Annotated in this window: 23 protein-coding genes and 1 riboswitch; of the genes, 13 read left to right on the top strand and 10 right to left on the bottom strand. The window is 41.7% G+C overall.

The window, feature by feature from the left end; all coding sequences use genetic code 11:
* The first annotated feature begins 38 nt into the window (after positions 1-38).
* Positions 39-230: a hypothetical protein gene (locus GOP56_RS07070; protein ID WP_003340680.1), complete on the top strand. Its 192-nt coding sequence runs from the start codon at positions 39-41 to the stop codon at positions 228-230.
* Between the two features lie 131 nt (positions 231-361).
* Here the strand turns inward: GOP56_RS07070 and GOP56_RS07065 are convergent, their stop codons facing one another.
* Positions 362-1,096, bottom strand: a complete 735-nt coding sequence (locus tag GOP56_RS07065; protein WP_163245232.1) for an alpha/beta hydrolase — start codon at positions 1,094-1,096, stop codon at positions 362-364.
* Positions 1,097-1,361: 265 nt separating this feature from the next.
* Here GOP56_RS07065 and pdhA point away from each other — a divergent pair, with 265 nt between their 5' ends.
* From pdhA to lpdA, 4 genes are all read left to right on the top strand, one after another.
* A complete protein-coding gene (gene pdhA / locus GOP56_RS07060) occupies positions 1,362-2,447 on the top strand; it encodes a pyruvate dehydrogenase (acetyl-transferring) E1 component subunit alpha (protein WP_003335907.1) in 1,086 nt (361 codons plus the stop codon).
* Positions 2,448-2,450: 3 nt separating this feature from the next.
* Positions 2,451-3,428, top strand: coding sequence for an alpha-ketoacid dehydrogenase subunit beta (locus GOP56_RS07055; RefSeq protein ID WP_003335908.1), 978 nt, complete (start codon positions 2,451-2,453; stop codon positions 3,426-3,428).
* A 71-nt stretch (positions 3,429-3,499) separates the two neighbouring features.
* The gene (locus GOP56_RS07050) at positions 3,500-4,819 is read left to right on the top strand and encodes a dihydrolipoamide acetyltransferase family protein (protein WP_003335910.1); all 1,320 of its coding nucleotides are present in this window, start codon (positions 3,500-3,502) and stop codon (positions 4,817-4,819) included.
* Positions 4,820-4,823: 4 nt separating this feature from the next.
* Positions 4,824-6,236 carry a dihydrolipoyl dehydrogenase gene (gene lpdA / locus GOP56_RS07045; RefSeq protein ID WP_003335911.1) on the top strand — a complete coding sequence of 471 codons (1,413 nt, stop codon included), beginning with the start codon at positions 4,824-4,826 and terminating at the stop codon, positions 6,234-6,236.
* A 137-nt stretch (positions 6,237-6,373) separates the two neighbouring features.
* On the opposite strand, the gene thiC is transcribed toward lpdA, so the two are convergent.
* Positions 6,374-8,152 (bottom strand): phosphomethylpyrimidine synthase ThiC, encoded by a 1,779-nt coding sequence (gene thiC / locus GOP56_RS07040; protein ID WP_163245231.1) that lies wholly within the window; start codon positions 8,150-8,152, stop codon positions 6,374-6,376.
* A 125-nt stretch (positions 8,153-8,277) separates the two neighbouring features.
* Positions 8,278-8,394, bottom strand: a riboswitch (TPP riboswitch).
* Positions 8,395-8,516: 122 nt separating this feature from the next.
* Positions 8,517-8,666: a hypothetical protein gene (locus GOP56_RS07035; protein WP_003335914.1), complete on the bottom strand. Its 150-nt coding sequence runs from the start codon at positions 8,664-8,666 to the stop codon at positions 8,517-8,519.
* 108 nt (positions 8,667-8,774) lie between these two features.
* Here GOP56_RS07035 and GOP56_RS07030 point away from each other — a divergent pair, with 108 nt between their 5' ends.
* Positions 8,775-9,458, top strand: coding sequence for a peptidylprolyl isomerase (locus tag GOP56_RS07030; RefSeq protein ID WP_022586242.1), 684 nt, complete (start codon positions 8,775-8,777; stop codon positions 9,456-9,458).
* 63 nt (positions 9,459-9,521) lie between these two features.
* Positions 9,522-10,388: a HEPN domain-containing protein gene (locus GOP56_RS07025; protein WP_022586241.1), complete on the top strand. Its 867-nt coding sequence runs from the start codon at positions 9,522-9,524 to the stop codon at positions 10,386-10,388.
* A gap of 127 nt (positions 10,389-10,515) precedes the next feature.
* Here the strand turns inward: GOP56_RS07025 and GOP56_RS07020 are convergent, their stop codons facing one another.
* A complete protein-coding gene (locus GOP56_RS07020) occupies positions 10,516-10,983 on the bottom strand; it encodes a low molecular weight protein-tyrosine-phosphatase (RefSeq protein WP_163245230.1) in 468 nt (155 codons plus the stop codon).
* A 95-nt stretch (positions 10,984-11,078) separates the two neighbouring features.
* On the bottom strand, positions 11,079-12,155 hold the full coding sequence (locus GOP56_RS07015; RefSeq protein ID WP_163245229.1) for a phosphodiester glycosidase family protein: 1,077 nt from the start codon (positions 12,153-12,155) through the stop codon (positions 11,079-11,081).
* Between the two features lie 192 nt (positions 12,156-12,347).
* Between GOP56_RS07015 and GOP56_RS23315 the strand changes: the two genes are divergently transcribed.
* From GOP56_RS23315 to GOP56_RS23305, 6 genes are all read left to right on the top strand, one after another.
* On the top strand, positions 12,348-12,488 hold the full coding sequence (locus tag GOP56_RS23315) for a hypothetical protein (RefSeq protein WP_003340661.1): 141 nt from the start codon (positions 12,348-12,350) through the stop codon (positions 12,486-12,488).
* Positions 12,489-12,660: 172 nt separating this feature from the next.
* Complete coding sequence (locus GOP56_RS07010) at positions 12,661-13,890, top strand: DEAD/DEAH box helicase (RefSeq protein ID WP_163245228.1); 1,230 nt, start codon at positions 12,661-12,663, stop codon at positions 13,888-13,890.
* 101 nt (positions 13,891-13,991) lie between these two features.
* Positions 13,992-14,147, top strand: coding sequence for a hypothetical protein (locus tag GOP56_RS23310; protein ID WP_003335923.1), 156 nt, complete (start codon positions 13,992-13,994; stop codon positions 14,145-14,147).
* Positions 14,148-14,438: 291 nt separating this feature from the next.
* On the top strand, positions 14,439-15,596 hold the full coding sequence (locus tag GOP56_RS07005) for a DUF3900 domain-containing protein (RefSeq protein WP_163245227.1): 1,158 nt from the start codon (positions 14,439-14,441) through the stop codon (positions 15,594-15,596).
* A 55-nt stretch (positions 15,597-15,651) separates the two neighbouring features.
* The gene (locus GOP56_RS07000) at positions 15,652-16,500 is read left to right on the top strand and encodes a DUF1444 family protein (protein ID WP_163245226.1); all 849 of its coding nucleotides are present in this window, start codon (positions 15,652-15,654) and stop codon (positions 16,498-16,500) included.
* A 5-nt stretch (positions 16,501-16,505) separates the two neighbouring features.
* The gene (locus tag GOP56_RS23305; RefSeq protein ID WP_003335926.1) at positions 16,506-16,670 is read left to right on the top strand and encodes a hypothetical protein; all 165 of its coding nucleotides are present in this window, start codon (positions 16,506-16,508) and stop codon (positions 16,668-16,670) included.
* Between the two features lie 139 nt (positions 16,671-16,809).
* Here the strand turns inward: GOP56_RS23305 and GOP56_RS06995 are convergent, their stop codons facing one another.
* The 5 genes from GOP56_RS06995 to GOP56_RS06975 all read right to left on the bottom strand — a co-directional run bounded on the left by GOP56_RS06995 (position 16,810) and on the right by GOP56_RS06975 (position 21,288).
* Positions 16,810-17,925, bottom strand: coding sequence for a DUF2515 family protein (locus GOP56_RS06995; protein WP_163245225.1), 1,116 nt, complete (start codon positions 17,923-17,925; stop codon positions 16,810-16,812).
* A gap of 129 nt (positions 17,926-18,054) precedes the next feature.
* The gene (locus GOP56_RS06990; protein ID WP_003340650.1) at positions 18,055-18,504 is read right to left on the bottom strand and encodes a DUF441 domain-containing protein; all 450 of its coding nucleotides are present in this window, start codon (positions 18,502-18,504) and stop codon (positions 18,055-18,057) included.
* A 26-nt stretch (positions 18,505-18,530) separates the two neighbouring features.
* Entirely contained in the window at positions 18,531-18,839 is a 309-nt protein-coding gene (locus GOP56_RS06985; protein WP_121474511.1) for a DUF1811 family protein, read from the bottom strand.
* A gap of 353 nt (positions 18,840-19,192) precedes the next feature.
* A complete protein-coding gene (locus GOP56_RS06980; protein WP_163245224.1) occupies positions 19,193-19,957 on the bottom strand; it encodes a cell wall hydrolase in 765 nt (254 codons plus the stop codon).
* A gap of 641 nt (positions 19,958-20,598) precedes the next feature.
* Positions 20,599-21,288, bottom strand: coding sequence for a peptidylprolyl isomerase (locus GOP56_RS06975; RefSeq protein ID WP_163245223.1), 690 nt, complete (start codon positions 21,286-21,288; stop codon positions 20,599-20,601).
* Between the last annotated feature and the right edge of the window lie 7 nt (positions 21,289-21,295).

Below are 21,295 nucleotides of genomic sequence, written 5' to 3'. Positions count from 1 at the left end.
TACTAGAAAAGAGGAACTAATGAAACTGGGGTGGATACGTGATTTCACAACAAGATATTATGAAGATGAAGCAACAGATGAATCGGGAAGTCAGTAAGCTTGTTACTATTGTATTAGCAGACTCACAACAAGTGGCTGGCGAAATTTCGGAAGCAACCGATGAGGAGATTCGCTTATCTGATGGGCGAAGCTACAGGTATGAAAATATCCGAGAAATTAATGGCTTATAAAAATGAAAGCGTTAACAATTGGATAAGAAAGAGCCGAAAATAATTTATAGGAAGCTACGATATCTTAGTCGTCCTATCACCCTGTATTTCTTAAGGCTAAAAAAGGGGGCAGAAGCACCCCCTGCTATAGTTTATAGACCTGAGATTGGAAAGAAGTAGGTCAATGCATCAGGTAGCACACGTTGCCAAAAGCCCCATACATGGTCGCCGTGATCCTCAATATATGAGGTACGTGCTTGCTTTTGATCCAAAACAGACTTCATTCTTCGGTTGTAGTCTAAGAAATCGTAAGTTCCTGTACTGGTTTCGACTTGAAGCTCTTCCAAACCTACGATCATCCACATATTCATCCAGGATAGGTCAGTTTCCTTTTTCGTTTCATCAATAGAGGCATCAAAGAATGCACCTGATAAAGAGATGATTTTGTGGAATAGATGAGGGTAATCAAGAGCTAGATGGAACGAAACTGTACCACCAAGGGAGTCGCCGGCTAGAATGCGGCTATCAGGGTCTTGGCGAATTGGATATTTGTTTTCAATATAGGGGACAAGTTCCTCTGCGAAGAAGCGTTTGTACCCAGGGTTTCTTTCCCCAACATGTGAGTATTCACTGGTGCGTTTGCTTCGTTCGTTTGAGACGCCGACAATAATCATAGGCTCCATGCCTTCTTCAAGAATAAGGCGGTTAGCAATTGTAGCGATTCGACCCATCGTAAAGAACTCGTTTCCATCCTGACAATAGATGACCGGGTAGGAAAGCATGTCATTGTAACCCGGGGGTAAATATACTTTTACTTGGCGTGGTGCATCTAGGTACTTGCTGGTAAGTTCTTCTTTGATGATGGTTCGTTTTAGGATGTCTGACATCGAATGAAAACCTCCCGACAATTGTTCTATCGTTTTAACAAATTGTAATTAAGGTCTTGCAAAAAAATGATACAGAACTTATCATTGATAATAACAGGAACAAGTAAACCCCTGTAATGACTATATTATAACACAAAAAACAGAGTCATGAACTGAAATATAACAGTTGAAATAACTTTTATATGGTTCATATATACAGGGCTTTCGTATCTTCCGAAAAATGTAATTTTACTCCAAACAAAACTCCGTTAATGAGGTGAGCTAAATGACTGTATCTACTGCTGTAGAACATATCGGTCACAATGAGCCATTGCAAATTCTGGCTCCGGATGGAACTGTTGTCAATCCTGAAATGATGCCTAAGCTTTCTGATGAAGAGCTTCGTGAAATTATGCGTCGCATGGTTTTCACTCGTGTTTGGGACCAACGTGCAATTAGTTTGCAACGTCAAGGTCGTCTTGGCTTCGTAGCTCCAGTTTCTGGGCAAGAGGCTACTATGGTAGGTTCTGAATTTGCTTTGAGCAAAGAAGACTTTATCCTACCAAGCTACCGTGACCTTCCACAAATGGTATGGCATGGTGTTCCTATGTACCAAGTATTCTTGTGGTCCCGCGGTCACATCGAAGGTGGACGTTACCCTGAGGGTGTAAACGTATTGATGCCACAAATTATCATTGCGGCACAATGTACACAAGCTACTGGTGTAGCAATGGGCTTTAAGCTTCGCGGAGAGAAGAAAGTAGCAATCAACTACTTCGGTGATGGTGCAACTTCTCAAGGTGATTTCTATGAAGCTATGAACTATGCTGGTGTATACAACCTACCAGTTATCTTCTTTAACCAAAACAATGGTTATGCAATCTCCCTGCCGTTTGCTAAGCAAACAAAATCCGAAAACATCGCTGTTAAATCCGTAGCAGCTGGTATTTCTAGCGCTCGTATTGATGGTATGGACGTTCTTGCAGTTGTAAAAGCAACTCAAGTTGCAAGAGAACGCGGTATTAACGGTGGAGGAGCTACATTGATCGAAGCTCTTACATACCGTTTCGGTCCTCACTCCATGTCTGGTGATGATCCAACTCGTTACCGTACTGGGGAAGAGCAATCCGAATGGGAACAAAAAGATCCATTAATTCGTTTCCGTAAGTTCCTAGAAGCAAAAGGTCTATGGAGCGAGCAAGATGAAGAGGCAGTAATCGAAGAGGCAAAAGCCCATGTTGCTGAGCAAATCAAGAAAGCTGACGAAACAGCAAAAATGAAAGTTTCTGAGCTTATTGATGTGATGTTCGAGACTTTGCCTCCACACCTAGAAGAACAAAAAGCAGAATATCTGGCAAAGGAGTCGAAGTAAGCCATGGCAAATTTGACAATGATTCAAGCCATTACTGATGCGATGCGTATTGAATTGGCACGCGACCCTCAAGTTCTAGTTTTTGGGGAAGACGTGGGTAATAATGGCGGTGTATTCCGTGCAACAGAAAATCTGCAAAAAGAGTTTGGCGAAGATCGCGTATTCGATACACCGCTAGCTGAATCTGGATTCGGTGGATTGGCAGTAGGTCTTGGTGTCAACGGATTCCGTCCAGTTGTTGAGATTCAATTCTTTGGTTTCGTTTTTGAAACAATTGATGCGATCGTAACTCAAGCTGCTCGTATGCGTTACCGTTCTGGTGGAAATTTCACTAGCCCAATCGTATTCCGCTCTCCATTTGGTGGTGGCGTAAAAACCCCTGAGTTGCATTCTGACTCACTAGAAGGTATCTTCCTTCAAACACCAGGTGTGAAAGTAGTAATCCCATCTAATCCTTACGATGCAAAAGGTCTATTGATCTCCGCGATTCGCGATAACGATCCGGTAATCTTCCTTGAGCATATGAAACTATATCGTTCCTTCCGTCAAGAAGTACCAGAAGGCGAATATACAATCCCATTGGGTAAAGCAAACATCGTTCGTGAGGGTACAGATGTAACGATCATCACTTACGGTGCAATGGTTCAAACAAGCATGAAAGCTGCGGAAGAATTAGAAAAACAAGGTAAAAGCGCTGAAGTTATCGACTTGCGCACCCTTTCTCCATTAGATATGGAAACAATCCTTGCTTCCGTACAAAAAACAAATCGTGCAATCGTTGTGCAAGAAGCACAACGCACTGCCGGTGTCGCTGCTGAAATCATCGCGCAAATCAACGAAAAAGCTATCTTACATCTAGAAGCGCCTGTTCTTCGTATCGCACCTCCAGATTCCGTGTTCCCGTTTGCACAAGCAGAAGATGTTTGGCTGCCTGATGTAAAAGGTGTTATTGACGGCGTGAACCGCGTATTGGAGTTCTAAGATTCGTATAATCAATGGCGGAAAGTAAGCTTTCCGCCTTCTTTTCTCGAAATCGATAGGAGGGAATTATAGTGGCACGATTTGAATATAAACTTCCGGAAACCGGTGAAGGTATCCACGAAGGCGAAATTGCAAAGTGGCATGTTGCTGTAGGAGATACAATTGAAGAGGATCAAGTTATCCTAGAAGTACAAAATGATAAATCCATGGTAGAACTACCATCTCCTGTTGCAGGTAAAGTAGTTGAGATCAATGTGAGTGAAGGTACTGTTTCTACAGTAGGTGACACACTATGTGTTATTGAAGTAGAAGGTGCATTGCCTGAAGGTGCAGATCATGGACATGGTGGCGAAAGCGCAGCACCTGCTCAAGAAGCTCCTAAAGCTACTGAAGCACCAGCGGCGGCTGCAGCACCAGCTGTTGCTCAAGGTGGAGCTCCAATTGATCGCAAGCAAGTACTTGCTACTCCTTCCGTGCGTAAATATGCTCGTGAAAAGAACATCGATTTGGCGCTTGTACCAGGTACAGGCGGTAAAGTTGGTCGAATTACCAAAGCTGATGTAGATGCATATCTTGCTGGTGGGGCTACAGCACCTGCTCAAGCAGCAGCACCAGCGGCGGCTGCAGCACCAACTGCTTCTCAAGCAGCAGCAGCTACACCTACACAACACTACGCTCCACAAGCTTTCGAATTAGAAGAGCGCGTACCTTTGAAAGGTATCCGTAAAGCTATTTCTAAAGCGATGGTTAAATCTAAATACACAGCTCCACACGTTACTTTGTTTGACGAAGTAGACGTTACTGGCTTGGTTAACCTACGTAAAGAAGGTAAACCACTAGCTATGGAACAAGGAATTAAATTAACTTACCTTCCATTCATTGTGAAAGCAGTAGTGGCTGGTTTGAAAAAATTCCCAATCCTTAACACTTCTATGGATGATGAAACACAAGAAATCATCTTCAAAAAGTACTATAATATTGGTATTGCAACATCTACAGAAGACGGCTTGCTCGTACCTGTAGTTAAAGGCGCAGATCATAAATCCATCTTCGAAATCTCTGCTGAGATTAACGAATTAGCTGGTAAAGCTCGTGACCGTAAAGCAACTGCCGATGAAATGAAAGGTTCTACTTTCAGCATCACAAACATCGGTTCTGCTGGTGGAATGTTCTTCACTCCAGTGATCAACCATCCTGAAGTAGCTATTTTGGGTGTAGGTCGCATTGAAGAGAAACCAGTAGTGAAAAACGGTGAGATTGTTGTTGCACCAGTCTTAGCGTTGTCTCTAAGCTTTGACCACCGTCTAATCGATGGAGATCCAGCGCAACGTTTCATGAACTATATCAAAAAGCTTCTGGAGAACCCAACACTATTGGTTATGGAGGGATAACAACATGGTAGTAGGAGAATTCGTAGAAGAAATTGACGTAGTAGTCATCGGGGCAGGTCCTGGTGGTTATGTCGCAGCAATCCGCGCAGCTCAATTGGGGAAAAGCGTAGTTGTAGTAGAACGTGCTAACGTAGGTGGCGTATGCTTGAACGTGGGTTGTATCCCATCAAAAGCTCTTATCCATGCTTCTCACGTTTATGAAAATGCACAGCATGGCGCTAGCATGGGTATTACCATGGAAAACGTAAAAGTTGACTATGCGAAAGTACAAGAATGGAAAAGCGGCATCGTGAAACAATTGACTGGCGGGGTTGCTTCCTTGTTCAAAGGAAACAAAATACGTCTAGTTTCTGGGGAAGCGTTCTTCTTGTCTGAGAATGAAATCAGCGTTTATAACGATAATGAGTCCCTTAAATTCAAGTTCAACAATGCGATTATCGCAACCGGTTCTCGTCCGTTCGAACTTCCAGCGTTTAAATGGAGCAAGCGAGTATTGTCCTCTACTGAGGTATTAAGTCTTGGCGAAATTCCAAAACGCATGGTAGTTATCGGCGGTGGATACATCGGGGTTGAGCTAGGTACAGTTCTTGCTAAATTTGGCACAGAACTTACAATCCTTGAGGGTGCAGACCATATCCTACCTGGATTTGAACAAGACATGACTCGTCTAGTTGAACGTCGTTTGAAAAAACACAACGTGAAAATTCATACCAAAGCTCTTGCAAAAGGCGTGGAAGAATCAGAGAACGGTGTAGTCGTAAAAGCAGAAGTAAAAGGAGAAGAAATGTCCTTTGAAGCTGATTACGTACTAGTTACTGTTGGCCGTAAGCCAAACACAAATGATATCGGTCTTGAAGCAATCGGCATGAAAATGAACGAGCGCGGATTGATCGAAGTAGATAAACAAGGTCGTACAAGTCTACCACACATCTACGCGATTGGTGACATTGTTCCAGGTCTTGCGCTAGCTCACAAAGCTTCTTATGAAGGTAAAGTGGCTGCTGAAGCAATTGCGGGACATGCGGCTGAAGTGGATTACAAGTGCATTCCTTCTGTTGTATTCTCCGATCCAGAAATGTCCAGTGTGGGTATCTCTGAAAGAGAAGCAAAAGAACAAGGTCTAGATGTAGTTGTAGGTCGTTTCCCTTATGCTGCTAACGGACGTGCTCTATCTGTTAATGCCGGCGAAGGATTTGCAAAAATCATTGCTGACAAAGAAACAGGAGTAGTTCTCGGTGCACAATTCGTTGGGGAAGATGCTTCTAACATCGTATCTGAAGTAGCTTTGGCTATTGAGATGGGTGCTACATTAGAAGATATCGAGCTAACTATCCATGCTCACCCAACTTTGGGCGAAGTAACATTGGAAGCTGCGGAAATGGCGCTTGGTCGTCCGATCCACGTAGTGGTAAAATAATTGCTTTCTATAAAAAAAGGTTGCTGGTTTATTCCAGCAACCTTTTTTCTTTACTCATAAAAGAAGATCATATTAGCTTACAAGAAAAAGAAAACAGGGTGTACAGTATACTGTGTAATACAAGCTAATAAAAGAGCTCAGGTATACATTTTAGAGCCAGAGCGTTTAAACTCTTCTGCCTTTTGAGAAAGTCCTGTTTCAATGAGAGAATCTTCAAGACTTGCTGTACTTTTATCTGCCAATGGACTGTTATCAACCATTCCTTTTAACTCATGGCTAATTTTCATACTGCAAAATTTCGGCCCACACATCGAGCAAAAATGTGCTGTTTTAGCTGGTTCAGCGGGAAGGGCTTCATCATGATAATCGCGTGCTCGCTCGGGATCTAATGATAAATGAAATTGATCGTGCCAGCGAAATTCAAATCGTGCTTTTGACATCGCATCATCCCATGCTTGAGCAAGGGGATGACCTTTTGCTAGATCGGCGGCATGCGCTGCGATTTTATAGGCGATGACCCCTTCTTTTACATCATGCTTATTAGGCAATCCTAAATGTTCTTTCGGTGTTACATAGCATAGCATCGCAGTACCAAACCAGCCAATCATAGCAGCACCAATGGCAGAGGTAATGTGATCATATCCGGGGGCAATATCGGTTGTAAGCGGCCCTAACGTATAGAAGGGAGCCTCCTGACAAATATCCTGCTGAATGTCTACGTTTTCTTTAATCTTGTGCATAGGAACATGTCCCGGCCCTTCGATCATGACCTGAACATCATACTCCCAGGCAATTTTCGTTAGTTCACCCAAGGTTTCTAATTCCGCCATTTGAGCAGCATCATTGGCATCCGCAATGGACCCCGGCCGCAGACCATCCCCTAAGGAGAGTGAGATATCGTAAGCACTTGCAATTTCACAAATCTCACGGAAATGTGTATACAAGAAATTCTCCTGATGATAGGTAAGACACCAAGAGGCCATAATGGAACCTCCTCGCGAAACGATTCCTGTCACGCGGTTCATGGTAAGGGGGATGTAACGAAGCAAAAGTCCAGCATGTACTGTGAAATAGTCCACACCTTGTTCTGCTTGCTCGATTAACGTATCCCGGTATAATTCCCAGGATAAATTCTCTGGTTGTCCTCCCGCTTTCTCCAAAGCTTGATACAATGGTACAGTTCCGACTGGTACAGGAGCATTCCGTAAAATCCATTCACGTGTCGTGTGAATATTTTTACCGGTCGATAAATCCATGATGGTATCCGCTCCCCAGCGAATTGCCCAGACCATTTTTTCAACTTCATCTTCTATGGAGGAAAGAACAGCCGAATTTCCAATATTAGCGTTTATTTTTACCGAAAATTGCTTTCCAATAAGCATAGGCTCAAGCTCAGGGTGATTTATATTAGCCGGCAATATGGCGCGTCCACTGGCAATTTCTTGACGTACTACCTCTGGCTTTATTCCCTCACGTATCGCTGCGAATTCCATTTCAGGTGTAATGATGCCTTTACGTGCATAATGCAGCTGAGTGACGCGTTTTCTTTTACGTGCTCGCAGAGATGGACGATTTTCAAATTCTTGAACAGGAAGCGGGTTAGCGGCCTTTGATTTTGTAGGGGCAAGATTTTTGGAGACTCCATATGTTTCTGTGTCCTTCCGCTCTAAAATCCAAGGAGAGCGGAGTGGTGCAAGACCTTTGCTTAGATCAATCGTTTCAAACAGTGTTTCATCTGTGTAGGGTCCGCTCGTATCATACACTTGCAAAGGAGCATTTGGAGTAACGCGCCCTTGCTGATCAACAGTAGGGGAAAGCATAATTTCACGAAACGGAACCAGTAGATCAGGCCTTGAGCCTGTCACATATCTCTTGCGACTTGCTGGAAAAAAAGACGGAGTTGATAAAATAGACATTGCTATACCTCCCAACATCATTTGGCAACTAGCTAGGGACGGTAGGAGCGACAAACTAAAAAAGAGCCATACAGCAAAGGCTGACGGCTCTTATCCATACAAAATAAACATGCTGAAATAAACGAAGTCATTCGTATGGGATCGTTTCCTACGCTGGCATTATCCAGATCAGGTTTCACGGTCGGTAGCAGAGTTCTCCACCCTCTCAGCCTGGCTTCATCCAAGCTCCCGTATCCATATGTAGTTGCCCTTTTACCATATCATATGGGAAAATGTGGGTCAATAGGACTGATGGACGTTACGTGTGGGACAAATAAACAAAACCGCCAATCCGGCCAAGGACAAGCGGTTTGTTAGTAGAGGATTATCCTTCGCGTGTTTTAACTTGACGGGAATGATTCTTTTGCTTTACCTTTTTGGTTCCTGGTAAAGGTTTCCCGGTTTGTTCTAAGCCTTGAAATTGGTTATTATATGTTTGATGCGGATTTTCTACTAAGAAATCATCTTTTGCCATCCTTATCAGCTCCTTCGTGATTAGTATGGGAGGGAAATTGGTATCGCATGCACAGGGAAGTGTTTGTAACGCTGTGAATTATAGTTAAACAGGAGAGGACAGATTTTCATGAAAAAAAGATCGATGTTTATGGCAGTGCTAGCTAGCTTATTACTTGTAACAGGCTGTAGTGGAAATCAATCAAATACTACGCCTACTGAACAAGCCCAAGATATAAAGGTTAATCAGATAGATCTCACAGCTGAGCTCAAGTTTACAGAGCAAGCTACGATTGGGAAAACGACACTAGCTCAGATGGAAAAAATATATGGACCTGCTGTAGAAAAAAAGACCATTAAAAGTAATTTTCGTACCAATTTAAAAGAAGAGAATGGACCAAATCCAGAAGTAGAGCAAGAAGTAGCTTTTATCAAGATCAACCCACTAACAGGGGCAAAATGGAATAAAGCCTACCCCTTATATTTTACCAAAACGGCTAATCCTACATTAGTAGCTGCCCAAGTGATGTTAAAACGCGGAGATTTGATGAAAAATCTTGAGACTGGAAAGCAACTAACTCTAGAGGATATCAAAAAGGTATATGGAGCGCCAACACGCGACCTAGGAAGAGTTCTGGAGTATTATGATTTCAAAAATAAAGCTGTTCTGCATGTCATTTTAACGGATAATAATCAAATTTCTACTATGCTAACCCATTATGGATTGTTGTATGCGGACAAGCAAGAGGATATGATTGAGAATGAAAATATCATTAAGCGTTTGAGTCAGGAACAAGGATCAGCATCTAAGTAAAAACGGCCAGAAGCCTTTATAAGAGTCATACCCTATAAAGCCGTGGCGAATGGAGGGATCATCATGCCAACCTTGATTGCACCCGTATTTAATACCATAACAGATAAACCACTTCGTATACAGCTTAGTGAGGATTTCTTTCTGGTATCCGGCTTTGAGCCCTTGTATAAGATTTGTCATGAGCGCTTGCGTCCACAGATGAACGAGAATCGGCTTCATTTTGAAGAGAAGGTAAAACCAAACTCATTGTTTCTCTATGCAGAGTATCCTACCTTAAAAGTAAAAGAGGATCGTCCTTTTATAGCTGAAATAGAGAATCGCTTAAACATGGCGAATGGCGAAGGGGTTTGTTCGATCCCTTATCTATTAACAATGGAAGAAAATCGGTATGGGATTAATTATTTAAAACGCTCATTAGATGGTCCTAAGTTTATATATACCGATCAAATAGAGGGATTGTTCAAGCGTCTCATGAATGCAGATATCTCGTTTCCAACCGTTCCGTATCGCAGATATTTATTAGCTTTAGAAAAGAAATCGTTGGAGGATGAGTTATTAGATTTATGGATTGCTTTGGAGTCCTTGTTTGTACCAGATGGTAAAAAGGGAGAGATTACGTACAAGGTACGAACAAGAATTGCTTATTATCTGGGGCAAACACCTGAAGAAAGGATTAGGATTGCCAATTTTATTAAAAGCTCCTACAACCATCGTTCTGAAGTGGTTCATAGCGGTAAGGATTTAGGTAATACAATCAAAGAAGAAATACAGATATTACGTCAGATTGCCAGAGCTACCCTTATTAATTTAGCTTTAGAAAAAACCAAACTACAAAAGCTGAGGGAACAACTAGACAATTTGGTGTTAACAGGCAGAACGTACAAGGAGGAGTTTTCACCTGCTTATTTTGAGCATATAGTCTTGCCTTAGAAATGAAATAAAGTGGATAAATAGCAGGGGAATCCTTCCTAAATAAGAAAAGCAGCTACTCTTTTTTCCGGGAGTGGCTGCTTTTTTGGCAAATAAACAAAACGAATAATGACACAGGCTTGCTTTATTAAGATAAATGGTATTTATTACGAATATGATTGATTAAACCAATCGAACCTGCTTCGACTAACTCATACACATAATCAAATCTACCTGTAAAATAGGGATCTTCGACTTCTGTTTCCTTATAAGCGGAAGCATAATCCATCAGTTTGGTAACATTTTTAGCATCTGGAGCAAAAGCACGCAATTTTTCTACGTTGGAATCATCCATGCATACAATATAGTCAAATTGTTGAAAATCAGCAGAACGAATTTGTCTAGCAACAATCGTATCAAAACGAATGTTATGCTTCGTTAAGACTAGTTGAGTCCCTTCATGTGGAGGATTTCCAACATGCCAACTGCCAATCGCTGCTGAATCAATTTCAATGAATGGCTCTAGTCCGGCGCGTTGTACATGATGACGAAAAACTGCCTCTGCCATGGGTGATCGACAAATGTTGCCTAGACAAACAAATAACACACGTACCATATGAAAAACCTCCTTATATTGAATTTGTACAAAGCAAAACCTCGGCTATCAAGCTCGCCGAGGTTTTTTGTTTTAACCTACTCACATGCCTATTCTTAGTATACCATCCATGCGTTTGGTAACCAACGACCACGTGGGTCGCCATTTGCGGATTTTGTAAGAACGTTGCCTTTATCAACCATCATAGAAGAAGTACCGCCGTCCATAGCCATTCCATTTACAGCGCCATATTCTTCGAGCAGATCAGCCATATCTTTCATGCTAGCCCCAATAGAGTGCTTTTGACGACCATCAATCACAATGAACAAGATGGTGCCATCAGCCATCTGGCCTACAGCCGTACGGGGAGCGATTCCCCAGCTAATCGGATCTTTTCCAGCAAAAAGATTCTTCCTATTTACTACCAATTGTGGTCGAAATGACATAGCATCTCTAATATTCATCTTCAACAGCTCTTTAGAGGTATAACGACCTGTGATTAGCTTGCCGTTATAATCAATTCCAAGCACGGTGTCCCCGCCGGATGGATTGTAATCTTGAAGCAGTTTTCCATCTACGATCACTAGTCCAGCTGCTTGGCTGCCATACCCCATAAAATTGGGGTCATAAAAGCCGCTTGCATTGACTCCACCAATTGCATTCGTTCGTTCTGAGAATTCACTAATCCATTCACCGCGTGGTTTACCCCGGTTCTTTTTTGCACCGGTTGTTTGAATCAAGTGGACTCGGTTAGGATCAGAAACCTTCATAACGTATCCTTTAAAGTAATGAGCGGGATTGAAGTATTTTTCTACTGGAACAACTTCAGTCAGCTCTTTTTGAACAGGCTTTTCTTCTTGTTTTTCTTCTTCTTTTCCAGGCGGAGTAGTTACCTCTGTAGGTGAAACGGAGTTAATCGCTTCGGGATTATTAATCTCCGCACGAAGAGAATTAAGGGCGTCTTCTCCTACCAATGTATATTTAGCCCAACTGGAATGTTGAGTTGTTAACAACGTTCCAGCAAGCCACAACCGCAAGTCGTGGGTTAAATAAAAACCGGCTACTAGTACAACGAAGGTAACAATACTTCCTACTAATAGTTTCTTTTTTCGTTTCGCTTTTCTCTTTTTTGATCTTCGCATGGGTTGCTGATCTTTAGAACTGCGAGTACGGGTTAGTGGTGCCTCTGACATGTATCTCATTCCTATCTAGCTTAATCTGATATTTTTAGGTGTAAGGAGGTAGTTCCATTTATATGACGCGCATGTGGATAAAAGGTTACGACCTTTTTGCATTCCATTGACAGCACTTATTGGATCGGCCCTAATGAAGCGATCAGCATGCTTTCTCTTATTCTGGGTAAACTACATATGGAGGTGAGGTTTATGCGCGAATTTGATAAAGAATTTCAGGAACAAGTAGAAGAGTACAGAAAAAATCCACCGGGTACTCATAACCAGCATAGTGAGACAGACCGCCATGATAAAATGGAAAAACACGAAACACGAGTGGATTCTAACTCCTAATCTGGCTAATCTGATACGTAAGGGCGATGACTCTTTTTGAGAAATCGCCTTTTGCATACATAGATGGTGATGAGAGATGCAAAGATTGAATTTGATACCTTGGGTTTTCTTCTTGCCAAGAAAATGGTAAGCTAATCTGTACGAACTATTTGGTTGTAGGAGGATTTCTTCAGTGTCTAACGATTTTATGCAAATTACACGAGGTCCCATTGTAACATTTCTAAGGGAACGTGGCTATGAAAAGCTAACTCCTATTCAAGCACAAACCTTACCTGTTATTCTAGAGGGAAAAGATGTCATAGCTGAATCTCCTACGGGATCAGGGAAAACAATGGCATATTTATTGCCTCTTGTCCAAAATTTAGATGAAACAAAAAAGGAATTACAAGTACTAGTATTAGCACCTACGCAAGAGCTGGTTATGCAGATTTATCGCGAGGCTACACAGTTGTTAGCTTCTATTGGAATGCATGCCGCCGCACTGATTGGTGGAGTCGATGCGAAGCGCCAGTTGGACAAGCTAAAAACCCATCCAGCTATTGTTATCGGAACACCGGGGCGCGTTAAAGAGCTGTTAGAAATACGCAAATTAAAAGTGCATACCGTGAAAAGTGTAGTAATCGACGAGGCCGATCGCATGCTCGATCGCGGATTTGCTAATTCGGTGCAGGATGTATTGCGCCGTTTAATGCGTGATACGCAACGCTTGTTTTTCTCTGCAACATTATCTAAACAAACACAAGCTTTAATAAAGAGCATGGCTCACGAGCCGGTAGTCATTGCAACAGAGGCTCCAAAGAGTAAATATGAAGTGCTTCATTTTTATTTAGTAGAAGAAGGGCGTAAAAAAGCGGATGCGCTTCGTCGTCTGATTCGTTTGGTCAATGCTAAAAAAACACTTGTTTTCTTAAATACCATCGAGCGGGTTGATGAAATTAAAGAGAAGCTAACGTATCATCATCTAGAATGCGAACTGCTTCATCGAGATACGCCAAAAGTGGATCGAGCAAGGGCCTTACAGCAATTCCGTGAAGGGAAACTGCCTGTATTAATCGTAACAGATGTAGCCGCGCGCGGTATTGATATTTCTGATGTTGAGCTGGTTATTCACTATGATCCTGCTACAGATGCCGATACATATGTTCACCGTAGCGGAAGAACAGGACGTATGGGGAAGGCAGGACTGGTCTTTTCGATTGTGTTACCTAACCAACGATTTATCATCCAAAAATTCTCGAAACAAAAACAAATTCCGATTCTAGAAAAAGCGATGTCCCATGGGGCTTTGGTTGATCCAGGTGAGGCACGTAAGCCTAATGTGGGACAGAAAGCGAAACAGCCTGAGTCTTCAACTGGAGATCGTACACAAGGTAAGCGCAGTCCTTCAAGAAAACGTTTCTAAAAAGAGCGCTTGTTTTTCTTAGTAGGTACATAAGCCTCTTCTAACTGTGACACATTAGTAGGGTACAAACATTCCTTATTAACGGAAGGTGGGAAGGGCTTGTGCGTAAAAACCGACTGTATGAAGAAAAGCTTTTGGTAAATGGGCAGATTGGTGGCGAGCGGTTATCCAGTCAGGAGCGCCAAACATTGCAAAGAGAAGCTCAGGAATTAAAAGAGCTAATGGAACAAGCAAAGCAACAAGAGATTGTCGAATAGGGTCCACGTTAAAAAGAGCGGCTTTTTTAGCCGCTCTTTTCGTTACTACAGGGTTATAGCTGGTTATTTTGGACGTTTAGATAGCAAATAGAATAAAAAACAAAAACTGACCCCAAGAATAATGATCCAGATAATACTAGTAAAAGGTAAACTGCTCAATGTTTTCTCTCCTCCTAGGGGACTAACCTGCTCATGAAAATTGCTCCTTATCTCCAATGTAAGCAAATCATCTGTTATAATCAAGTTCTGATAGCTAGAACGCGGGAAATAGAGAGAAGGAGAAACATTTTTATGAACTTTAGTATCGATTGGCTTTCCTTTTTTGTATTAGAGCAGATTGATGATGAGGGAACGAAGCAGGTACGCATGTCTAAAATTCTTTCCCATAATGAATATGAACAAAGCGAACTAAAAACATTCCTTGACGGAGAATTTACCAAGATTGCGAAACGTAAAGTAGAAAAAAATCCCTTACATGATGCGGCGGCAACGAAATTGGGGCAGTTTATCCTAGAACCTGGACATCCGCTAGATTCAAATCCGAATTATGGGTTGTTTAAACGTTTGCTGCATTCCACAGCTAAGGAAGATATCAAATCGCATTCGCTAGACCTCCTACAATCGTATGTCAAAACACCACAAGTTCGCGGTGGCGTACTCATAATCGTTAAAGCCAAGCTAGACAGGCTCGACGATTCATTCTTATTTCTGTTAAAATGTGATTTTGAGCAAAAAACAGCGGTGATCACGGATGAAAACAGCCTGATATCTAATGTGGAAATGGCCATTAATGCAAAAAATATCAAATCAATTATGTACCCCTTCATGGAAGAAGAAGGTATGGTAGATATCTATCATGTGAAAATTCATCAGTTCTCCCATGCTCGCTATTTTGAAGAATTCCTCAAATTTATCGAGTATCCAAGAACGATCACAGAGATTGTCTCTCAAGAAGTTATCTCGCTTGCAAAACAGCATATTGAATATACTTATCCAGAAGATTCACCACAGCGTCAGCAGGAGGAAGAAGAAATCGAGCTAATAGCTGCGAGTTCTAAACGGGAGCTGGCTGAGAAATGGGAACATGAGACCGTCATGGAAGCAATGAACATCATTACGGAGCACCAACCTGAGATCGAACTGAAATTTAAATTGGATCACCTACAGGTAAGAGCAATGCTGTCCGATTATGGCACACAAATGAATATTGCCAAAGTGAATGGCCGTTATGTTGTTGTCTTAGAGGGAGATGTGCTGCAATTCGAGAAAGGCTTCTCTCCTGTGGAATTTTTAAAGCCTAAATCTCTTCATGAGCTAGTAGATGACATTGAAAGAAGGGCTAAAGAAGCCGCCATTCATCCTGGATACCAAGGAAACAGCGCTGAAGAAACCTCTAGTATGGAAGTAGCATCAGCACTAGCACCTTCAGATGATACCCCACCTTGGTAGGAACGATTTGTTTTAAAAGATAATGCTAGTAGCGATCAGACAAAGAGGTGAGTAGATGAGCTACAATCATGATCAAGAACAACACAATCCAAAAGGCCGTGAATCCATTCAGAAGCGTGTAAAAGAATTATTGGAGAAAGAATTACCCGAGGGCTGGAGCTGTCTTTTAGACGGGGAGCACATTGAGCTACAAGCTGTTATAAAAGAGGAGATCCATGAGCGTTCCATTTCTCTACAAGCCTTATATAAGCAGGTGGAAGCTCAGCCTGACAACCGTCGTGAACTTTTATATCGCTATGTACAGCATATCATGGCAGCGGTAAAAGGAGCTACAGATACGAGTAAGCTAGAGGGTAATGAACAGAATGTGTATCCAGTGTTGCGCCATTCATCTTTCTTCGACCATCCTAGAGCAAAAAGCTTAATTACCCATCCCCATACAGCAGAAACCACAATTGCCTATGCATTAGATCGCGAGGATGGATACATTCTACTGGATGAGAAAATGCTGCAGCAAGCTGGATGGACCCAGGAGAAGCTCCATGACCTTGCGATGGATAATCTTGAGGCATCTCCTTATACCATGAAAAGCGATCAGGTAGGGGAGCATGTGCTTCATTTTCTCAATGCACAAGACGGATATGCGGCGAGTCGGATTTTATTGCCCGGCATCCTACATGAATTTGAGGGGAAAAAGAAAGGGAAGCTACTGGGAACAGCTATTCCTCACCAGGATGTCATGATCATTGGCGATCTAGCTAATGATAAAGGCGCACAACTATTAGCTCAAGTAACACACCATTTCGCAAGTAAAGGTGACGTGCCCATATGTCCGTTACCTTTCATCTATCAACAAGGGGAATTAGAGACCTACCTAGTCGTCAGTCCTAATCAGAAAGGATAAGAAAAATGCTAACGAAAATTGAAAAAGAACTACTAGAAGAATGCATGGATGATTTATATGCTGATTATAGCGATTATAAAAAAAGCTTGAAGCCAGGACAAGAAATGAACGCAACCTATAAGACGTTTATTAGCATCACGAAAAAATTGGGATTGACCCAGCCTAAATAGGCCAAAGCAATACAGCGGGATGACAAGAGGCTTTACTCATTTTTTTAGATAAAGCCTTCTGTCACAAGGAGAGCAACCTATCGTCAGGTTGCTCTCCTTTTTGTGAAATAGCTATCGTTTGGTAACGAATGTGGTTTATTTATTTTGAAAAATTACGATCTTTTGTAATGGATTGTAGCCATTGCTTTATTTTCAAAAACGGAGCAAACCAATGAGTGCCTTGTTTGATCATATCCAATGCTGATTGATATTCAGACTCTCCTTCTACTGGTAACAGTTCCCCTTCTTCTAATTTATCGTACCAGGACATGTCACAAAACCAGTCTATTCCCCCGGCATCCTTATGGCGAACGGGTAACCATACTTGTTGTAAACAAGGACTGTAGGCTGGGAAGGGTTCATCAGTGGCAAAGGCAGAAGTACGTATGTTTTCTTTCGTAGAAGTAAATCGATGGGGCCAATAATCAGCCCTTGAGCCTGTATGCGTAACCTCTTCGCAAAAACGACAGATAGCCTTCAAACGTTCAGGATTCGCAAATAGATAATGATATAAGGTTTTGCCGATCTGAATACGGCTGGATAGCTTCTCAAAATGTGTTAGATTAAGCACTAGCATTTTATCGTAGGCATTGCTGCACGAGATTTGGTAAGGGAATAGGACTTGTTGCAAGGAAAGTATTTCGGGTAAGGTAAAATCTAATCGTTTTAATACATGTGTGACAAAGTGGGGATGGGTAATGACTCGCTGATGAATGTAATTTTGCTCATTAATAATGAGAGCCCAGGTAAGTCGTCTACGTTCATCTTTTAGAGATGAATCAAAAGGACTCCATGCTTTTCCTTTGAATCGAGATATGCTACGCCAAAATTGAGACCAGATCGGAATCATAAATGCAGAAACCCCAAGCTCAGGGAGCCATGTTGAAAAATCCTGCGAATGTTTCTGCATGGCTGCATATAGTAATAGCTGGGGATAGGCATCTTGGAATATAAGCCAGTTACATCGCTCCAAAAAGATAAAAAAATCCTCTATTTCTTGCTGAGGTAATATTTTGGGCAACCATTCCCCGCGTAAATCAGTCATTTGCCAACCGCCGTTACGTGAGACCAGATGAGCTAACAGAGCCCAATCTATCTCAGGATAAGCCTTATAAAAGGAGTGATAAGCATTCGTGCGGGTAATATTTGTGGCATTGGCTTCCTTTACCTGATGACGAATGCTTGCTAGGATTTCTATTTTTGAAAAAGCAGACATGGCAGTGTACAAAATCCTTTCTTTTACAGATACCTATTAGCCTATCCTGTTTGCAGGAGAACATGCAGCAAATGCAGTAACTAGAAAAACAGCCTCTCACCCGTATGGATGGAGGCTTTGTTTTTATGCTTATTTTGGTAGAACCTGAAATAACATCGAAACGATACCAGCAGCGATTAATGGTCCCACAGGAACCCCTTTAAATAGTGATACCCCAATAATTGTTCCTACTAATAAGCCTGTAACAATGACAGGATTCGCTGACATGAGGCCTGCACCTCGTCCTCCTAAGTAAGCAACAAAAATTCCCACCGCTACAGCTAATAACGATTGCCAGTGGGTAAATGTACTCCAAATCATTTGAGGTGTAATTTTTCCACTAGCAAGCGGAGTCATGACGCCAATTGTTAAAATAATAATTCCGATATGCAAACCGTTTTGTTCTAAAAACGGAAAAACACGCTCTAATTGTAATAAACGAACAAACAGTAAAAAAGAAACAGCAATCGCTACTGCATTATTACTACCTACAATTGCCAATCCTAGCAATAACAATAGAAGTAAACTGGTGATGTCCATGATGATAATCTCACTTTCCCCGTAAATTATTCTTCTAGCATGCCGACCGGAAAACCCACGGCTTCTGCCTCGCTGTCATGTTGAAAGGTTCCCCACGCAAAGACACCATTAAAATACTCGATGATAAAAGGCTCTTGTTGTCCGTGTACCTTATAGCATTTCCCAATACGGAATTCTTTGGTACCTAGATAATAGGATTTTGCCATGAAAAATTTTTGTTCAAGAATGCCAATGCTTACCTGATCGTTTTGTCTTTTTTTCTCATCAATTTGTTTCCGAAGTGTTTCCATTTCCTCTTGTAGTTCTGCTAAGGTAAACTGGCTGTATAAACGCATATTCTGCCTCCCCTATACTTGACTCCTGCTTCAATTTATCTTTCTAACTCTTTATTGTAACAAGAAAAAAGAAAAAGCGTGAGCCAAAATGGTAAAAAAAAAGCACTCATTCGTCATAGAATGTGTGCAGAGAATATGGGGGTTTTGAGTAGGAATACTTACAAATCGATTGATCCGCTCTCACCCGAATAACCGAATATGTGATAAGTACTCTGAAGAATAAGCCTTCAGAATCCAACTCAAATTTGAAACGACTGATTAGGCCTTACTATATCAAACAAAAATAAATTGGAAATAAAGGTAAAATAAAAGAAAAATAAAATCATCTGATGTCACATGTTGCTCCTATTTACCTAAACAGCAAACACATGATTATCAATCACGACAGTTGTTATCCGGCTAAAAATCCACCTAGAAGTAGAGATATCTGGATTGTAAAAATACAGGGCTCCACGAGAAGGATCATCTCCAAATAAAGCATCTCGAACAGCTAGTTGAGTTTCTTTGTTTTTAGCACTGGATAATCGTCCATTTTGAATAACGCTAAATGCATTACGAGCAAAAATGACGCCTTTTATCGTATCAGGGAATTGCTCTGATTTCACTCGATTTAATACAACGGCTGCTACGGCAACCTTTCCGTCATAGGGCTCACCACGGCTTTCCGCATAAACTAGACGTTCTAGCATGTCTATTTCCGCGGAAATAGAATTACTTTTTTGTAACCGGGCGAAGGTTTCTTCATTAAGTAGTCCAGTTACCGGGAGACCTTTTAAGCGTTGAAAAGCAGCTACTGCTTGTCCTAATTGCTCACTTGACCGACCGTCAATCGGCCCCTGATATAGCCCTGCTTTTTGGAGCTTAGCTTGCGTTTTCTGAATGTTTTTCTGATTACTGTCTGCTTGCACCTCTTCTACAACTTCCACGTTTGCTGGACTTTGTTGAGGAGCAAAAGCCAAAGAAGCGGCTTGCTTTTCTGTCTTGTTTGCAGACACGGGTTGGATGGCCGGAGCAGCTACACCGGCTGGTGTAAAGAAAAATGCAATAGCACTAACGCTTGCTAAAAGGCTAATGTGTAAAGCCATACGTATCAAAGGTAATGTCCTTATTGATTGCAAGAGAATGCCTCCTTTAAAGTTCGAATGGGAGCTAGACTAGTTCACCACACGTCAAATTTGGCAATTTTTTCATGTAATAGAAAAGGACGTAGAGGTAAACGCCCTTTTGTTTTTTGTCCTCAGTTTATGCCGATGAGTCTTTTGATCTTCAATCATTCTAGTCGTAGGTAAAAGACTAGGACAATAGTAGGATATTGGAAACCAATTTGGGAGGAAATGCATGAAAAAACGCATAGGGATATAGAAATGGAAGAAGTTTTCTCTTGTGGGGGGAGCAGTAGGCAGTGAGAAAGGAAAGGCTTTTAGTAGGTGCAGTCGAATAAAAGCGCAATGGAACAAGTAATGAAGGGAACAGAGGTGAGTGGGAAAATATGAGTTAGCCAGCTAGAAAACAGAATTGAACATGATCAAAAAAAGCAGAAATAGACAGGGGAGGAAGGAGAACAAATGGTTCACTTTGCCACAAATGAACCCGAAGATTGGCTATCATACCTCTAATTCCCATGGGAAACGTATGAAATAAAGTGGAAGAATGGGGATGTATACGACGCTGTATATGTAGGTAGCAAAAATAGATGAAAAAGGAAAAAGCCCTTGAGTCATGCCAAAAGGCATTCCAAGGGCTTGCGGTTTCCTTATGTTTATTTTTCTGTAACGGTGATCTTTTGTATGGTAATGGTTTCAGTTGGCATACTATTTTCACCAAATGCATTTGCTTTGACAGGTGTAGCGGCAATTTTGTCGATGGTGTCCATACCTGCTGTTATTTTGCCGAATATTGTATAGTCTGGTCGACCCTCCAAGTTCTTTACATCATCTCCAGAACCAATGAAAAACTGGCTTCCATTGGTATTTGGCCCCGCATTCGCCATTGCTACAACACCTTTATCATACAAGTGTCCATTCTTTAATTCATCTTCAAAGGAATAACCAGGACCGCCTGTTCCATCTCCCTTTGGATCACCAGTTTGAATCATGAAGCTCTGGATGATGCGGTGAAATGTTACACCATCGTAAAAATGATCGTTTGCGAGGAAAACAAAGTTATTGACGGTTTTAGGAGCGTCTTTTGCAAACAATTGGATGGTAAATGACCCTTTGTTAGTCTCCACAACGGCTTCATAATTTTTGTTTGGATCAATCTTCAACTCAGGAGCCTTATCATATTGTTTGCTAGGCTTTTTAGCGGTTTCCTCTTTTTTGTCGGAAGGAGCGGTTTGCCCGGAAGCAGCGTTATTTTGTTGTTGATCAGGAGCAGGAGCTGTTTTTGTCCCACAGCCTGTTACGAGAAGAGCGAAGCCTAATAATAGTGCGATCGGTAGATGTTTCATACTGATC

The sequence above is a fragment of the Brevibacillus sp. 7WMA2 genome, assembly GCF_010748895.1.
GTDB classification, from domain to species: Bacteria; Bacillota; Bacilli; order Brevibacillales; family Brevibacillaceae; genus Brevibacillus_B; species Brevibacillus_B halotolerans.
This window is presented reverse-complemented; position numbering and strand designations above follow the sequence as displayed.